The 15,385-nt window shown below is 58.1% G+C and carries 12 protein-coding genes and 2 pseudogenes; 3 read left to right on the top strand and 11 right to left on the bottom strand.

Going from position 1 to position 15,385, the window contains the following annotated elements; genetic code table 11:
* Window positions 1-28: 28 nt before the first annotated feature.
* A complete protein-coding gene (locus GGD40_RS01355) occupies window positions 29-847 on the bottom strand; it encodes an AraC family transcriptional regulator (protein WP_179742570.1) in 819 nt (272 codons plus the stop codon).
* 23 nt (window positions 848-870) lie between these two features.
* On the opposite strand from GGD40_RS01355, the gene GGD40_RS01350 reads away from it, so the two are divergent.
* Entirely contained in the window at window positions 871-1,779 is a 909-nt protein-coding gene (locus tag GGD40_RS01350) for an alanyl-tRNA editing protein (RefSeq protein WP_257030306.1), read from the top strand.
* Window positions 1,780-1,862: 83 nt separating this feature from the next.
* Here the strand turns inward: GGD40_RS01350 and pheA are convergent, their stop codons facing one another.
* From pheA to GGD40_RS01330, 4 genes and pseudogenes are all read right to left on the bottom strand, one after another.
* Window positions 1,863-2,819, bottom strand: a complete 957-nt coding sequence (gene pheA / locus GGD40_RS01345) for a prephenate dehydratase (protein ID WP_179742569.1) — start codon at window positions 2,817-2,819, stop codon at window positions 1,863-1,865.
* A gap of 74 nt (window positions 2,820-2,893) precedes the next feature.
* Window positions 2,894-3,949 (bottom strand): annotated as a pseudogene (locus GGD40_RS01340) (3-deoxy-7-phosphoheptulonate synthase); the annotation flags it as partial.
* Window positions 3,950-4,002: 53 nt separating this feature from the next.
* Window positions 4,003-5,160 (bottom strand): acyl-CoA dehydrogenase family protein, encoded by a 1,158-nt coding sequence (locus GGD40_RS01335; RefSeq protein WP_179742567.1) that lies wholly within the window; start codon window positions 5,158-5,160, stop codon window positions 4,003-4,005.
* A 653-nt stretch (window positions 5,161-5,813) separates the two neighbouring features.
* Complete coding sequence (locus GGD40_RS01330; RefSeq protein ID WP_179742566.1) at window positions 5,814-6,512, bottom strand: NUDIX hydrolase; 699 nt, start codon at window positions 6,510-6,512, stop codon at window positions 5,814-5,816.
* Between the two features lie 134 nt (window positions 6,513-6,646).
* On the opposite strand from GGD40_RS01330, the gene prs reads away from it, so the two are divergent.
* Window positions 6,647-7,465: a ribose-phosphate diphosphokinase gene (gene prs / locus GGD40_RS01325; RefSeq protein ID WP_179704216.1), complete on the top strand. Its 819-nt coding sequence runs from the start codon at window positions 6,647-6,649 to the stop codon at window positions 7,463-7,465.
* A 48-nt stretch (window positions 7,466-7,513) separates the two neighbouring features.
* Complete coding sequence (locus GGD40_RS01320) at window positions 7,514-9,226, top strand: nicotinate phosphoribosyltransferase (protein ID WP_179742565.1); 1,713 nt, start codon at window positions 7,514-7,516, stop codon at window positions 9,224-9,226.
* A gap of 68 nt (window positions 9,227-9,294) precedes the next feature.
* On the opposite strand, the gene GGD40_RS01315 is transcribed toward GGD40_RS01320, so the two are convergent.
* The 6 genes and pseudogenes from GGD40_RS01315 to GGD40_RS01290 all read right to left on the bottom strand — a co-directional run bounded on the left by GGD40_RS01315 (window position 9,295) and on the right by GGD40_RS01290 (window position 15,376).
* Window positions 9,295-9,885 (bottom strand): hypothetical protein, encoded by a 591-nt coding sequence (locus GGD40_RS01315; RefSeq protein WP_184000865.1) that lies wholly within the window; start codon window positions 9,883-9,885, stop codon window positions 9,295-9,297.
* Window positions 9,882-10,826, bottom strand: coding sequence for a DUF6402 family protein (locus tag GGD40_RS01310; RefSeq protein WP_179742563.1), 945 nt, complete (start codon window positions 10,824-10,826; stop codon window positions 9,882-9,884). Before GGD40_RS01310 ends, GGD40_RS01315 begins: the two co-directional genes overlap by 4 nt.
* Window positions 10,827-11,576: 750 nt before the next feature.
* Window positions 11,577-12,498, bottom strand: a pseudogene (locus tag GGD40_RS01305) (IS4/Tn5 family transposase DNA-binding protein).
* Window positions 12,499-12,968: 470 nt separating this feature from the next.
* Window positions 12,969-13,256, bottom strand: a complete 288-nt coding sequence (locus GGD40_RS01300) for a PAAR domain-containing protein (RefSeq protein WP_179742562.1) — start codon at window positions 13,254-13,256, stop codon at window positions 12,969-12,971.
* 15 nt (window positions 13,257-13,271) lie between these two features.
* The gene (locus GGD40_RS01295) at window positions 13,272-14,177 is read right to left on the bottom strand and encodes a hypothetical protein (RefSeq protein ID WP_179742561.1); all 906 of its coding nucleotides are present in this window, start codon (window positions 14,175-14,177) and stop codon (window positions 13,272-13,274) included.
* 44 nt (window positions 14,178-14,221) lie between these two features.
* On the bottom strand, window positions 14,222-15,376 hold the full coding sequence (locus tag GGD40_RS01290) for a DUF2515 family protein (RefSeq protein WP_179742560.1): 1,155 nt from the start codon (window positions 15,374-15,376) through the stop codon (window positions 14,222-14,224).
* Between the last annotated feature and the right edge of the window lie 9 nt (window positions 15,377-15,385).

Here is a 15,385-nt window from a genome sequence, read left to right as displayed (position 1 = left end):
TTAACGCGGCGTCCGCGCAGACCTTTTCTCAGTCACCCCGCAAACGACTGGGCGTGATTCCCAGGCGGCTTCGAAAGGCGGCTGTCATATGCGCGTGCGAAGAAAAACCGACCGCGAGCGCGATCTCGCGCAAATCGTGACGCGAGCTTTCCAGTAGCACGCGGGCGGCGGCCAATCTGCGATCGATCAGGTAGCTATGCGGGCTCTTTCCGACCCCGGCCTTGAATGCCCGAATGAAGAACGCCTCGGAGAGTCCCACCGCGTCCGCCATCAGCTTGACGCTGATATCTTCGCCGAGGGTCGAGTCGATGATCTCGTCGATCTGCCGCAGGCGCGCGGAGGTCATCGAGCGGGCTTGCCGGGGCGCGCTCAATCCGCCATGAAAAACCGACTTGACGCGCTCCGCCAGAACGATGAGCTTTTCTTCCAGCAACAACGTGGCCGGTGCATCGGTGAGCAACAGCGTCCGAATGGTTTGCGCGGCGTCGATCGCGATCGGATCGATGAAGTCGTTGAACTGTCGTTGGACCGACACGCTGCCGGCAAGATCGCGAGGCGTGGTGACGCGCAGATATTCGCCCCCACCTTGCGACGACGAAAACACCGTGCAACCGTCTGGCACGTAGGCGAGGCTGTTCGGCTTCGAAAAGAACGGCAGCACGCGATCGCTTGAAAACGCATGATGTCCCCGCTGGCTTTCGAACGCGAAACCGATCACCGCCTGGTCCGGGGTGTACATGACTTCATACGCATGTCGCGGCAATAGCTCGACGCCCCAGCAGCCGATCACGAGCCGCCGGCCTGCCTGGCTTATCCGCTCCGGGTTCGGTGTTTCTGCCGTATTCATCGTCCCTCGTGCGGGTTGAGCGATTGCGAAAACCACTATTTGTTCGACGAGCCGGCGAGACGCGCCGGCCGCATTTGGGTCACTTTTCTGACAGCGGGGCCGCGGCGATTCACTATCATCGCCTGTCATGCAGTCAAGCGACCGTTCTCTTTGTGGGCCTATCAGACATCATGTTTTCACTAAACCGGAAAACGCGCAAACTCTATTACGAGAACCCTTCCCTATCGGAGTGCGCGGCAAAGATCGTCAAGGTCAACGCAAACAGTATCGAACTCGATACGACGGTCGCCTATCCGGAAGGCGGCGGGCAGGAAGCCGATCATGGGGCGATCATTCTTGGGGATGGACGCGTGTTGCGTTTCGTCGACGCGCGGAAAATGTACGGCAATTTCGCACGCATTCCCGATTTCCCGAGCATCCTGGTGGACGGCATTATCGAGCACGTGATTCATCCGGACGATCTCGTTCTGCTCAGAGAGCTGGATGTCGGCGCGGAGGCCACCGTGCGTATCGACCGGCTGCGACGGGCGCAGCTCTCGCTCAGTCACACGGCTTCACACCTGCTGTATCTCGGCGTTAACGAGGTTCGACCCGATGCCATGCCGGGTCTGTTCGGTTGTCATATCAAGGTCGACGCCGCGCGCTTCGATTTCAGCGTGGAAACCCGCTTCACGGCCGACGAGCTTCAGGAAATCGAACGCATCGCCAACGCGTATGTGCAGCGCGGCAGTGAGGTCGTCACGTATCCGCATCCGCTGTATCGGGATGCGCGGTATTGGGCCTGCGAAGGTCAGGTCATGGCTTGCGGCGGAACGCATATAGCGTCGACTGCGCCAGTCGGCCGCATTCAGGTACACCGGAAAAACCTGGGGCGTGGTAAGGACCGCCTTTCCTGTGACTTCGCGGAGTCGATCCCGGAGTTACGGACCTGAGTTACGCGCCTGAGTTACGCGCCTGAGTCACGCACCTGATCGCGGCACTCACCGAGTCCTGCTCCGCACACGCAGCCCAACCGTCACGACACCGCACCACCACCCGGCGCCGCCGGAAACGAACCCAGCAAGACCAGCGCACGAGCATGCCTCTTCATCTGCGCGAGCGCGTGAGCCATCTGCACGTCATGCCGATGCCTGGGCAACTCGACGAAGAACCGGTACGCCCACAACTCGTTTCGAAGCGGCCGCGCGTCGAGCCGCGTCACCGGAATCCGATGCTCGGCCAGCGGCGCGAGCACGCGTTGCAGCGCTCCACTGCTGTTCTCGAGTTCGACACATAACAGCGTGCGATCGTCGCCGGTGGGCGGCGGTTCGTCGCGGCCGATCACGTAGAAACGCGTGCTGTTGAAATGCTCATCCTGAATCGCCGATGCGACGATCCGCAAGCCGTAGTGATGCGCCGCCCGCTGACTGCCGATCGCAGCGTGACCCGCCGAGCGCGCGGCAAGCTGGGCCGCCTGCGCATTGCTAGCGACTGCCTGTCTGGGCACGTCCGGTAGATGCGCGTCGAGCCAGCGGCGGCATTGCGCGAGCGCCTGCTCGTGCGCCGTCACACAGATAATGCCGTCGAGCGTGCCATGCGCCGTCATCAGCATATGCCGCACCGGCAGCACGACTTCGCCGCTCACGGTCAACCGGTTCTTCAGCAGCAGATCCAGCGTGCGCGCCACGATGCCTTCCGTGGAGTTCTCGACCGGCACGACGCCGTGGCTGGCGCCGCCGTGCGCGACCGCGTCGAACACGGCGTCGACGTTGGTGCAGGACATCGCGTCATGCGTCTCGCCGAAGCACAGACGCATCGCGTCTTCGGTATAGGTGCCGCATGGGCCGAGAAAGGCGATCGCATTGCGCTCGATTTCGCCGCAAGACGGCGCGAGTTCGAGCCGGCGCGCGGCGCGTTGCGCCGCCTGCGGCGCGGCAACGTTCGGCGCGATAGGCACAATAGCAGCGATCGGTGCGTTCGGCGTCGCCATCATGCCGCCGACTGCAAAGACGACAACGACGACAAGGCCGGCAAGCTTTCGCGCATCGGCGTCGCCGCGTGCCGCTGACGACGCTGACGACGCTGCCGAACGGCCTCGGCGAGCTGGCCCAGCGACGCTTCGGTCGCATCCCAGCCGATGCACGCGTCGGTAATGCTCTGACCGTAGGCGAGCGGCACATCGGCCATCACGTCCTGGCGGCCGGCCAGCAGATTCGATTCGATCATCACACCAGCGATCCGCTCGCCGCCGCCCGCAATCTGCTCGCACAACGATTCGCACACGCACAATTGCTTGTCGTACTGCTTGCAACTGTTGCCGTGACTCGCGTCGATCACGACCCGCCCCGGCAGCCCGCCCGCCGCGAGCGACGCGCAGGCTTCGGCGACGCTCTGCGCGTCGTAATTGGGCTGCTTGCCGCCGCGCAGCACGAGGTGACAGTCCTGATTGCCGCTCGTCGCGACCTTCGCGAACCGGCCGCTCTCCGTCACGCCGAGAAAATGATGCGCATGACCGGCGGCGTGAATCGCGTCGATCGCGATCTTGACGTTGCCGTCCGTGCCGTTCTTGAAACCGATCGGACACGGCAAGCCCGACGCCAGCTCGCGATGAATCTGCGACTCCGTGGTGCGCGCGCCGATCGCGCCCCAGCTCACCAGATCGGCCAGATAATGCGGCGTGGTCACGTCGAGGAACTCGGTCGCGACCGGCACGCCGGCCCGCGTAATGTCGAGCATCAATTGCCGGGCAAGGCGAATGCCGGCGTCGATCGCATAGCTGCCGTCCAGATGCGGATCGTTGATCAAGCCTTTCCAGCCGACCGTGGTGCGCGGCTTTTCAAAGTACACGCGCATCACGATCTCGAGCTCGTCCTGCCACACGTGCCGCTGCTTCGACAACCGCGCCGCGTATTCGAGCGCGGCGACCGGGTCGTGAATCGAACACGGTCCGACGATCACGATCAGCCTGCCGCTGAGCCCCTGCAGGACCCCAGAGATCGCGCGGCGCGTTTGCATGACGGTGTGCAGGCTTTCGACGTCGCACGGCAACTGTTGCCTCAGCTCCGCCGGCCCGATCACCGGCGTCGTCGCGCTCATGCCTCTTCCGATATCCCAACTCAACATAGACAGACCCCATGAGCGTGTCACGCCCGAGAGAAACCACGCGGCCGAACCGCTCAGCCTTGCGAGGACGATGCGCTGCCGGCGAGCCGCTGCATCTGGTTGAAAATATTCTTGCGATGCATCTCTTCGGTGCCGCCGACGCTCGCAAACCCCATCGCGTCCTTCAGCAACGTGGCGATGCCGCCGTTGTGATAGCCGATGCTGCCGTACAGCTTGACGAGGCTCGTGGCGTTGTCGATCAGATCGCTGGCGCCGACCAGCTTGGCCACCGAGCACGCCAGCAGCGCCTCGGGATGCGCGTTCAGCAAACGGCCGAGCGCGCCGTAAGCGGCCCAGCGGCTGCGCTCCATGCCGATCTTCATGTCGACTAGACGCTTCTGGATATATTGATGCGAGTCGATCGTGCTTTTAAAGCTGGTGCGCTGCGCCGCGTAGTGCATCGCTTCGTCGACGAACGGCAGCGGCAGGTTCGCCGCCACCAGCCCGTAGTAAAGCCGACCGAGCGAGATGATGTCGATCAGGTGGCCAAGGCCACGCCCCGCCTGGCCGAGGATTTGCGACGCGTCGATGTGCACGTCTTCGAAACGCAGTTCGCCGGTGGGCAGATTGCGGTTGCCGAGCTTGTCGTCCTGCGCGCCGATCACGAGGCCCGGCGTATCGCGATCGAGCAGCACCAGCGCGATGTTGCTCGACTCGCGGCGCTCCAGTCGGCTCACCACGAGGATGAAGTCCATGATCGGCGCATGCGCGATGTTGTATTTGCTGCCGTTGAGGCGGTAGCCGTCCGGCGCCTCCGACAGCGTGGTTTCAATGCTGCGCACGTCGGTGCCGGTGGACGGCTCCGCGATGCCGGTCGCGCTGACCTTGCCGCGCAGGATGGCCGCGAGATAACGCTCCTTCTGCAGCGGGCTGCCGTGACGCACCATCGCGCGCACCATGCCGGCCTGCGCGATCACCGACAACAGCAGTTCCGGCGTGCGGAGCGTCGACGACAGGCCGTCGAGCGCGGCGGTAAAGCCCCACCAGTCTTCGCCATGGCCGCCGTAGTCTCGCGGGACCACGAGGTGCCAGAGCTGCTCGTCGCGCAAGCGGTTCCACCCGGCGTAGTCGAAACCTTCCGGCTGCTGGTCGCGCGCTTTCGCGAGCAGTTCGCCCACCGCGGCGAAACGCTCGCGCAGTGTCAGTTGTTCGGGGGTCCAGTCGTGAAACATCGTGCGCCGCTCCGTCGCTCAGATTTAAATGGACGGCATGGCGGAGTCCGCATCGGAAAATATGCGCTCTGATACCAGGCCGGTGATAGTCGAGTCGTTAACGCGCGCCGGATAAATCGCCACCGTCATCCGGATTTAATAGTTGCTCTATCAGTCAAAATAATTGCGAGATTATGCATTTCGCAGATTTAGAGAATTCAATCTTCCGGCTATTTGCACGCGTCAAATTAACCGTGCGCACCGCGTCTGGCCCGGACTGTATTAATGGAGAATCTCTTATTTCACGCACAGCCATCGTGCACGGGAGATGTCGCCGTTATATTCCGGCGAGCTGTATTCCCATTGATAGTGCTGCTTGTTGATTCGCTGGCTAGTCTACTCGCGGATCATCTCGCTGTATGCCTGAGATTTCTGATAGGGGTCGACCTGGTATCACGAATGATATAAGGCGAGTCGATTTATTCTCAGAAAGCGAAGTGAGTAAAACAACATGTGCGCACACCTACCTTATATTTCCAAGATAGGCCGCGACATTCATCGACGTGAATCATTCCAAGGCCGTTCGACCGGTACAGATGCCCGTCAGCGCGCCGCAGCCGACGAGCGCGCTCTGACACGGCGCGCCGGCGCCGCTGCATGCCACGCCCCGCGCCCTACCAGAACGCCCGCTTGAACAGACTCAACCGATTCACCTTGAACAACCGCGCGGGCCGCTGATTGCCGCCCTGAAACTCGTCGGTGGCGATCAGGATATCGGCCTCGTCGGCCGCGTCGCCCGGTTGCAACTCGGCCACCTTGATCCCCAGCCGCGAACGGAACGTGCCGCGCGACACCGCCTCGCCAAAAATCTGTTCGTAGATCGTCTGCAATTGCGTCAGCGTGAACGACTCCGGCAGCAGCCAGCACGGCAACGTCGAATAGCTCGCCTTGTTGCGCACCCGCTGCACCGCTTCCTCCACCTGCTCCGCATGATCGAATGCCAGTTCGGGCAGGTCGTCCACATCGTAGAACTGAAACACGCCCGCGCCGGCCGCGCTCAATTCCGCATGCGGAATCAGCGCGACGTGCGACACCGCAACCGACCAGCCGCGCGGATCGCGCGCCGGACCGCCGAACGTGCGCAACTGCTCGAGATAGCGCGGTGCGAAGCCGGTCTTCTCCAGTAGCACGCGCTTCGCCGTCGCTTCCAGCGACGCGTCTTCGCCCACGTGAACATAGCCACCGGGCAACGCCAGGCTATGCTTCGCGGGCGCTCGATCGCGCTGGTGCAAGGCCACCTTCAGCAGGCCCTCGTCCAGCGTCAGCAACACAATGTCGACGCTCACGTCCGGCGTGGTGTAGCTCTGTTTCATGGATCACTCCTGTGCCTGGGCCGAATATGCGTCATGAGTATTTTTGCATACATAGTTGCAATTCTCAACTAAGCCATCTTATACTGGCAACCAGTTAGTCGGATATTCCGACTAAGCCAGACGGAGGATAACAAATGATTCAGGTTTTTGCCGTATCGAGCGATCGGGGTGAAGTGCCGCTGGAACTCCGCAAGCTGGTGTTCCCCGGCGGCGAGGTCAACGTCACGGTCGAACTGGGCAAGCCCGCGCACACGCTGCGCATCCAGGCGCATCTGCCCAACGCCGAAGCGGTCATGACCCTGCTGCTCGCGACCGACGCGCTGCGCCGCGGCTATCCGGGCACGCCGATCCTGTTGTCGCTGCCGTACGTGCCGTATGCCCGCCAGGACCGCGTGGCGAACCCGGGCGAAGCGCTCAGCGCGCGCGTCTTCTGCGACCTGATCAACACCCAGCAGTATGCGCAGGTCGAAGTGCAGGACCCGCATAGCGACGTCGTAACCGCCCTGCTCGACCGCGTGGTGATTGCCGATCCGTTGCCGTCGTTGCGCCGTGCGCTGACGGGCTTGGGCCTGAGCCGCGCTGCGCTGGTCGCGCCGGACGCCGGCGCCCGCAAGCGCGTCATGCATCTGGCGCAGGCGCTGGAACTCGACGTGGTGTTCGCCGAGAAAGTGCGCAACACGCAGACCGGCAAGATCACCGGCACTCAGGTGGTGGGCGACTTGCCCGACGCGCCGCTTCTCGTGGTGGACGATATCTGCGACGGCGGCCGCACCTTCACCGAACTCGCCGCGGCGTTGCGTACGCGCCAGGCCGAACAGCGCCAGAGCCAGCCGCTTTACCTGTATGTCACGCACGGCATTTTCAGCAAGGGCCTCGCGCCGCTGCTCGAACACTACCAGACGGTTTTCACGCGCAACAACTGGACGAGCGATACACGCTGCCAGTTGGTCTGAACTGAATCCGAACCTATCGTCTGAATCCGAACTCGCCAGGAGATGTTGATGAACGCACCCGACCGCACGGAAGTCCTCGAAAAGAATCAGCTCGTCCCGTTCAATCTCGCCGATTTCTACAAGACCGGCCACCCGTCCATGTACCCGAAAGCGACCACCAAACTCGTCGCGAACTTCACGCCCCGTTCGGCGAAATACGCGCCGGTGTTGCGCGAACTGTTCGATGACAAGGTGGTCTGGTTCGGCCTGCAAGGCTTCATTCAGGAATTCCTGATCGACCTGTTCGGCGCCGAGTTTTTCCAGAAGCCGAAGGCGCAGGCCGTGCGCAAGTACAAGCGGCGCATGGACACCGCACTGGGCGCGGACGCCGTGCCGGTGGCGAGCCTCGAAGCGCTGCACGAGCTCGGCCACCTGCCGCTCGAAATCCGCTCGCTGCCGGAAGGCTCGCGGGTCGATATCAGGGTGCCGCCGGTGATTTTCATCAACACGCACCCGGATTTTCCGTGGGTGTCGACGTACTTTGAAACGGTGGTGAGCTGTGAATCGTGGAAGCCGTCCACGGTCGCCACCATCGCGTTCGAATTCCGCAAGCTGCTGACCTACTTCGCGAATCTGACCGGCGCGCCGCTCGACTTCGTGAACTGGCAAGGTCACGATTTTTCGATGCGCGGCATGAGCGGCGTGCACGACGCCATGCGCTGCGGCGCGGGTCACTTGCTGTCCTTCACCGGTACGGACACGATTCCCGCGATCGACTATCTCGAAGACCACTACGGCGCGAATGCGGAGCGTGAGCTCGTCGGCGGTTCGATTCCAGCGTCGGAACACAGCGTGATGGCGCTGCGCATTCTGCTGACGCAGCAACGCCTCGAACGCGATCCGGCGCAAGCCATGCTCGACCCGAAGGCGCTGCGCCGCAAGGCCGAACTGGAAGTGATCCGCGAGTTCGTCACCGAAGGCTACCCGCAAGGAATGGTCTCGCTCGTCAGCGATACGTTCGACTTCTGGAACGTGATGACGATCATCGCCAAAGAACTGAAGGCGGATATTCTCGCCCGCCGGCCGGACGCGCTGGGCAACGCCAAGGTGGTGTTCCGCCCCGACTCCGGCGATCCGGTGAAGATCCTCACCGGCTATACGGACAACGAACTCGTGCTGGACAGCGACGGTAAGCCCGCCGTTACCGAAGCGGGCCGCTACACGGTCAAGGAGAGCGGCGAGACGATCAGCGAAGCGGAGCGCACCGGCGCGGTCGAGTGTCTGTGGAATATCTACGGCGGGACGACCACGGAGAAAGGCTACAAGGTGCTGGATTCGCACGTCGGGCTGATCTACGGCGACTCGATCACGCTGACCCGCGCACGCGACATCATGTTGCGTATGGCGGCCAAGGGCTTCGCTTCGTGCAACGTGGTGCTCGGCATCGGCAGCTACGTGTATGGGATGAATTCGCGCGACACCTTCGGCTATGCGCTCAAGGCGATCTATGCCGAGGTGGATGGCGAAGCGGTCGACATCTATAAAGACCCGGCCACCGACGACGGCACCAAGAAGTCCGCGAAGGGGCTGCCGCGTGTCGAGAAGGAAGGCGATCACTTCGTGCTGTACGAACAGCAGACGGCCGAGCAGGCTGAAGGCGGCGCGCTGGTGCCGGTGTTCCGGAATGGCGAATTGCTGGTGAGGCAGTCGCTGGCGGAGATTCGCGAGCGCTTGCAGTCGTCGTGGACGTGTCCGGAGGCGGGGTCGATTGTTTGGGGGTGAGGTTGCGGGTGAGGTTGAACGAGGCTCGGCGCTTCAGTGTGCCGGGCCTTGCAAATGCCACGCTGCCTTTAGTTAAGCAATGGAATTCGCGCGCGCACCCAATCTAACGCCGTTGGCGGCATAAAGAGGTGCGTCTTAAAATCACGTCCATTGTTGTCGTAATAGGTGATGCGATCAGGTCCGTACTCAAGAGAGTTCGGGAAACTTTCATTCCAGTTAACTGAAAAATACCTTGTCGCGAGAAGTACTCCCGTATCACTGAAAACCTGCAGCCTTATTTCATCGCCGCTTTGCATGTCGTCACTGCCGGTTCCGCATAAGCTCACTTTATAATTTTTTCCATCGAAGATTTTCACACCGCCGCTGAGTTTTTGGCTGTAAAAATCGCATCTCGCATATTGCGTCGGCATGACAAATTCGTAGAGACAAACGCATGCATAGCCGCCAATCATCAAAAAAATGGCGATGGATGATTTTATTTTCCGACTTGCCTTCGCCTTCACAATAACACAGGTGATTACGATCACAAAAACAAACGCAATCAGACGCGTAATTGCCTGCTTGTACTCGATCAGAAAAAGTAAAGTTTTTACGCCAGTGAGATCTAAAACAAAACCGCAGACAATTAAAATTAGTACAGTGATAGATATTCGCTTCACATTTTTTCCACCGGCCTGCATATCACCCCCACGCCGACCTCAATCGGCCTGTCTAGTTTTACATATTTCGGCATTGAATAAACCATAAAATCGCCGCCCCGATTATGCTTTTCCCGCCAGCGATTGTACGTGCTATTGTAGACAGGCCAATACACGTCCCTTTTCATGAATTTTCCGATCAACCCGGTTCTTTTGTCAATTGGTTTATCTAACGGCTTATAAAAAAGATACTTCCAGTTGAAATTTATTTTCGTTTCGAGCGAATCACCAAAGCTAGTATGAAATCTTCCACCATTGATAAGCTCGCTAATAAGCGCGCCTTTCGTCAATACTACTCCTCTTTTATTCCAGTGACCTAGATATTGCGAATTCCCATCTGAATCGTTGAACGAATAATTATCTTTCACGTATACGTAGACATGCGTTACCTTGATCTGCGCATCCATGCAATAGGTCTTGGTCCTTGCGCTCCGATCATATTTGTAATATCGGTCCCCACCGACCTCAACACGACCGATCGCCGCATAGATACCGAAATTTGCAAGTGCGGCCGTCAAATCGGTCATGCCAAGGCGATTTGTCAGGGTATCGTAACTCGATATGTTGACGATCTGAAACTGCCAGTCCATATGAAAACTTCTTAGATCCTTCAGAAAGATTTTTGCGTTGATGTCCGAGGCGATCGAGTGTTGAAAGCCTCTTTCCAAAATCGGCTTTATCTTGTTCTTTATGTGAGCATAAGCCGCCTCGTTGTAAATCTTCCTTGAAATCAGATCGTCGTACTTGTTTTTTACGCCGCCAAAATTCAGACACCAATCCAGCGAGATCGTAGCACCGTCGATGGGTTGAACGGAGTTCGGATTATCATCATAAATGTGTTTTGAGTTGCTGAACCACGCGGTGGCGAGTTTTACCGAGACCGGCCAGCCCATGTTTTTCATAGCATGTGGTATGTCCAACAGATCAAATGTTGGCGGATTTTCAATCTGTTCGGCATCTTGAGGGGGTTGCGGTTCAGGTCGTGAGGTAAGTGCCAGGGAAGGCGATTTCTCTCGATTTTTTCTTCTGCCTGCTGATTCAGCTCTCGGACGGGTACTTGTCTGGGTGGCGACGGTTCATTAGGCGCCAGACGATCAAACGAAATACATTTCAACGTATTGAGCGGCACGCAGCCTTGCGAGCCCGATGATTCTTTCCACTTCGATCCGGCAAGAAAATAGTACGGCACTTTAACTATTCTGCTCATTTTCCAATAACTTAATCCCTCGACACAAACACCCATTAAAATTACGCGGATCAAAAAGTACCGACACCGACTCAATCACACTCATTCAAAACGTGAAACGAGATGAGTTACCGAGTTTATTTTTTACCAGGGCATTCAATCAATGAGAAAATTCTGCAAATCGCATCCGCGAATTCCGCATCAGCAGAAAATCAGCTAATATCGCCGATATTGCATCGGTTCGGCACAAATAGGCATGTACATGGCCAAAAGGGAATGCGGGACAGTCAACGTTTTGGACAGGCGCATGCCGCCGTGTTTCAGCCGCCCGCATCGGTTGAACGTCACATAACGCACCGTTTTACATGCCGCCAAAACCGCCAGTCAGAATAGGCACGCATAACGCGTATCAACGTCGTGTACTATTCCCTCTCGCAGAAACGGCCCACCATTTAAGGCCATTCCATTACACACAAGTCTGACGCTCGACCTCGCGCATGTACCTGATGCCAGCAGCGAAGTCCACCACTCGCTGCATGCCTTGCCAGATGGTTTTGACGCCAGGCTCGCCGTCGCCTTTGCGCGCGAGGAAGCCGCCGAGCATGGCGACCAGCCGTACCACTTCGTTCAGTTGCGGTGGTTTGTCGGGCGGGGTCTTCTTGTTGAGGATGAAGGCGGCCTTCCATTCGTCGGGCTCGAACAGCAGTCCGGCATCGAGGTCCGGGCAGGTTCGGCCGAACCGCATGAGACGAGCAATGCGCCACGCCACCACCATGAACACCTCCCGCGCCTTCTGTCGCTGGCGACCATGCAACATGAAGCGGATTTCACCCAGCGGCTCAGCTTGCGTGGCGTGATCCCAGAGCCTTTGACCCTCGGGCAACACGCGATTGTGCTGGGCGCGAATCAGCCAGTCCGCCGGACAGCCGAGATCGTGTGCCCGGCGCATCAGCGCAATGATGTCCGACTCCCGGTCCGCGACATACACCAACCGCGTGCCGGGCAGATCCGCCGCCTGCTCGGCCACTCGTTCGTATCCTTCAATCCAGCGCGTGCTTTCCTTCTCGCCGCCACGCACACCATCGGCGCCCTTGCGCTCACGCGCCCACATCCAGGCACAGCACCACGTCGCATACCCGCATCCGCTCGGCCGAGCACTGCCAGTGCGGCTCCATGACGTCGGTCCATTCCAGCTTGTCCTGCGCGAAGAACCGATAAGCCGCTGCCGTCTCGGCCCAGCCGCCGCACGCCTGCGGAATGCTCGTCGTCGGATTCCCCGACAGTTGTTCGCCCAGCACGATCGCCCGCCGGTTCAGGCGCTTGTCGCCAAGATCGATACCCTTGAATTCCATTGCCGCCGAGCTCTCCGTTGTTCGTGCCATTCGCATACCGCGCAAAAAGCAAGAGTAAACGGCAAGCCGCGAAAGTTTACAACCCGCTCACGCCGACTTGTGTGTAATGGAATGCTTTTAGGCATCTATTTGTAGAGCCGAAAGGCAACGAATGTGGATTTGAACCAACCGTGTGTGCAATGAAAACCTACAACGCACCAGGGCCCGCACGTGAGCCATTCTGGAATGTCGCAAGCCATCAATCAATTATTCCAAACCATAATGCCGTCTTTAGCCAACAACTGTGGTGCCTTATTGATCAAATCGTCCTCGATCCAATTACAGCGGGCAAATAATAGGGCGGGTTTTTAGCGGTCCACCGGGGCGGTTACCATGAACGATCCGGTGTGCCATATTCTGTTCCAATCTAAATCGGCGGCCGCCTGAGCCTTGGTCATTTTGAACACCGGTGGCCTGCTCAGATATCGACATTCAAAAGACTGAAAATCAGCAAAGAGCTTCCCGAACTAAGCATCGTCCGAGGCAGGTTGCGCGATCAAAACCGCGCCACAAGTGGTCTTGTGCCCCTCAAGGGCCATGAGTTGCCCAAAGTCTTCGCACCCGTCAAGACCCTCAGCAATCTCAAACAGATGTGGCGCGCAAAGCGGGCACGTCACCTGGTCGCCCTTCCGGGCAATAGGAATCTTTGCTGCACTCCAGGTCGAGGACGGACTGCCCGAAATGACCTTGCCACCATGGCTCGTCGCATCACCCACCACAATCTGCGCCCTTCCGTGCAGGCTCGCTCGTTCCATTGATCGCCTCCGGAATCAGTGCGCCGCGCCTGCTTCGGCCGAGAAATCAGGCGCTTCAAAAGGCGGGGCCTGATAGGTCGTGTCGATCGTGTATTTTTTGGGATCGAGTTTGGCCTCCCTCATCAACCGCTCTTTTCTTGCTGGCTCCAGCCTATCGGACAGACATTTCTTCCACTGCCTTTTTATGTCGTCGTCATCTTTTGAGAAATACGCCGAATAATTGTCGATTGCCGAGCTTATTTTAATATCCATTAAATAAACTCCCATATCAGAAGTAGATGCCTGATACGAAAGAGTCAAATCAACGAATACTCCGTTCGCGTAGAAACTCCAAACGGGCTCAATTTCAACAATCCTTTTCCATTCCTCGATTGTTGGCGTGTAAGCAGAATCCATGGAATAGATTAGCCCAGGCTCCGACAACTCATACAGCATCGCCTCTTTCCCCGTCAAACGGGGATCTGATGTTTCTATATACCTTTTCCAACCAGCAGCTCGCAATCGCCCCAGCAATGCCATTGCGTTATCGCGCGCCTCTGCGTATGAACTCGTTTTTGTTGACGCAACACGAAAAATAACATCCCAATTCTCCACCCCATTTTCCGGAAAATCATTGTCTCCCGTTCCATTGACAATTTGGACATTGCCAATTTCGAAGGAATTACTTCCCTTCTCGAACCTAACAACTCCAAGTTTTCCTGGGTTATCCCAATGCGCCGTATAAAAATACAGTCCGGATGGATGGCTCATGACATCAAAGCCTTGCGTTTTGGCATCCGCCTGTCCCTCTACCCCGAGTCGAATCACAATTTTTTCGGGAATCATTGCCTTTTCCTTGGCATAAAATTTCTGAACCAATATAAAAATCAGAATTACAACGGCAATCAGGATAATCGACCACAGCTTCTTCGAAATCTTCATTTGTTTATGCGCATCAGCATTTGCAGAGATTTTATAAAAATCACTTAGGTCAAACCTCCCATTGCGGCGATGGCCTTGAGCTCGCCCATCATGTAGGCGTTCTTCTTTTGCATCAAACTATGAAACAGCTTTCCGGTCACCATGATCCATGCCATTCTTTGCCCATAATCCTCAAGGATAAGGTCAGGCGGCGCATTCGAACGATACTGCATGTCGGTTGTTTCGTTCTGCGCGGTGAAACTCAATTGCAGAGGTGGAATCAACGCGTGAAACAAGCGCATTGGCGCCGCCCACCAGTGATCTGAGCTGGTCACGCCATCCATCGTCCTCTGGAATTTCAGTTTGCTTATAAAAGCATTGTCGTTATAGATCAATCCCTGCAAGACCTCGCCCTGCTCGTGCTGCGCCATCACCCACAGATGCTTGAACGCAAGAGAAGCCTTCGTTTTTTCATTTGTCGTCCCTTCCCATTGCTTCACGAAATTAAACCCGATGGAAACGCGGGGCGTCCATTTGAAATATCCGGGGCTCTCCGAATCCTTTCCGACAAATTTTCCCGATCCGGCATCGTCGTCATTTTTGGAAGGCTCAATCATCACCGGACACTTCGGCACCACGTCGCTCGCCCACTGCTGGCGCATGAGATTCTTCTGCACCGTCGGATGAAAGGTCCGGCTGTCGCGTTGTGGCGCGCAACTGGAAAAGGATTCTGGATCTGCCGCGTAGCCGTAACACCAAGGCAGCAGGTCGTTGTAAATCCACAGATTGCCCTTGCCCAAGCCTTCGTGGACGATGTCCATGCCGGGGACCTTGTCGACTTGCCAGCTCTCGATATTGGCAGAGACCTGTTTCGCCGCGAACGCTCCAAGCCCCGTCCAGTAGAACCGACCGATCTTGTCCTTCTCGCCAAGGTGGAAATCTTCGAGGAACAAGCGCGCGTAGCTTGAGGCCACCCGGCGAGCTCTTGCCCCGTAGTTCTTGCCGACAAACGACGCATCTCCGGGCTCGATCGGCGTGTCGCCGATCGTATGCGAAGTGAAGCGATAATCAGGCGTTCCGTCTTTCAGGACGGGAGTCCGGGAGTCGAGTTGCGCCATCCCGTATTGTTGGGCGAGCGACCAGATGAATTTGCAGTCGCAATGGGCGTCAACGCATGTGTTGTTGTCGGAATTGGTGGAGCTTTCTGCCAGTGTGTCCATATGCGCAAT

Origin of the sequence: Paraburkholderia bryophila, assembly GCF_013409255.1 — a bacterium.
Taxonomy (GTDB): Bacteria; Pseudomonadota; Gammaproteobacteria; order Burkholderiales; family Burkholderiaceae; genus Paraburkholderia.
Note: the sequence above shows the minus strand (reverse complement) of the source record. Positions and strands in the feature narration are given on the sequence as shown.

Excerpts from the sequence above, each read along its gene's own strand:
- GGD40_RS01355 (WP_179742570.1), bottom strand. The coding sequence starts at position 847 with ATGAATACGGCAGAAACACCGAACCCGGAGCGGATAAGCCAGGCAGGC.
- pheA (WP_179742569.1), bottom strand. The coding sequence starts at position 2,819 with ATGATGGCGACGCCGAACGCACCGATCGCTGCTATTGTGCCTATCGCG.
- GGD40_RS01335 (WP_179742567.1), bottom strand. The coding sequence starts at position 5,160 with ATGTTTCACGACTGGACCCCCGAACAACTGACACTGCGCGAGCGTTTC.
- GGD40_RS01330 (WP_179742566.1), bottom strand. The coding sequence starts at position 6,512 with ATGAAACAGAGCTACACCACGCCGGACGTGAGCGTCGACATTGTGTTG.
- prs (WP_179704216.1), top strand. The coding sequence starts at position 6,647 with ATGATTCAGGTTTTTGCCGTATCGAGCGATCGGGGTGAAGTGCCGCTG.
- GGD40_RS01320 (WP_179742565.1), top strand. The coding sequence starts at position 7,514 with ATGAACGCACCCGACCGCACGGAAGTCCTCGAAAAGAATCAGCTCGTC.
- GGD40_RS01310 (WP_179742563.1), bottom strand. The coding sequence starts at position 10,826 with ATGAAAAACATGGGCTGGCCGGTCTCGGTAAAACTCGCCACCGCGTGG.
- GGD40_RS01300 (WP_179742562.1), bottom strand. The coding sequence starts at position 13,256 with ATGGAACGAGCGAGCCTGCACGGAAGGGCGCAGATTGTGGTGGGTGAT.
- GGD40_RS01295 (WP_179742561.1), bottom strand. The coding sequence starts at position 14,177 with ATGAAGATTTCGAAGAAGCTGTGGTCGATTATCCTGATTGCCGTTGTA.
- GGD40_RS01290 (WP_179742560.1), bottom strand. The coding sequence starts at position 15,376 with ATGGACACACTGGCAGAAAGCTCCACCAATTCCGACAACAACACATGC.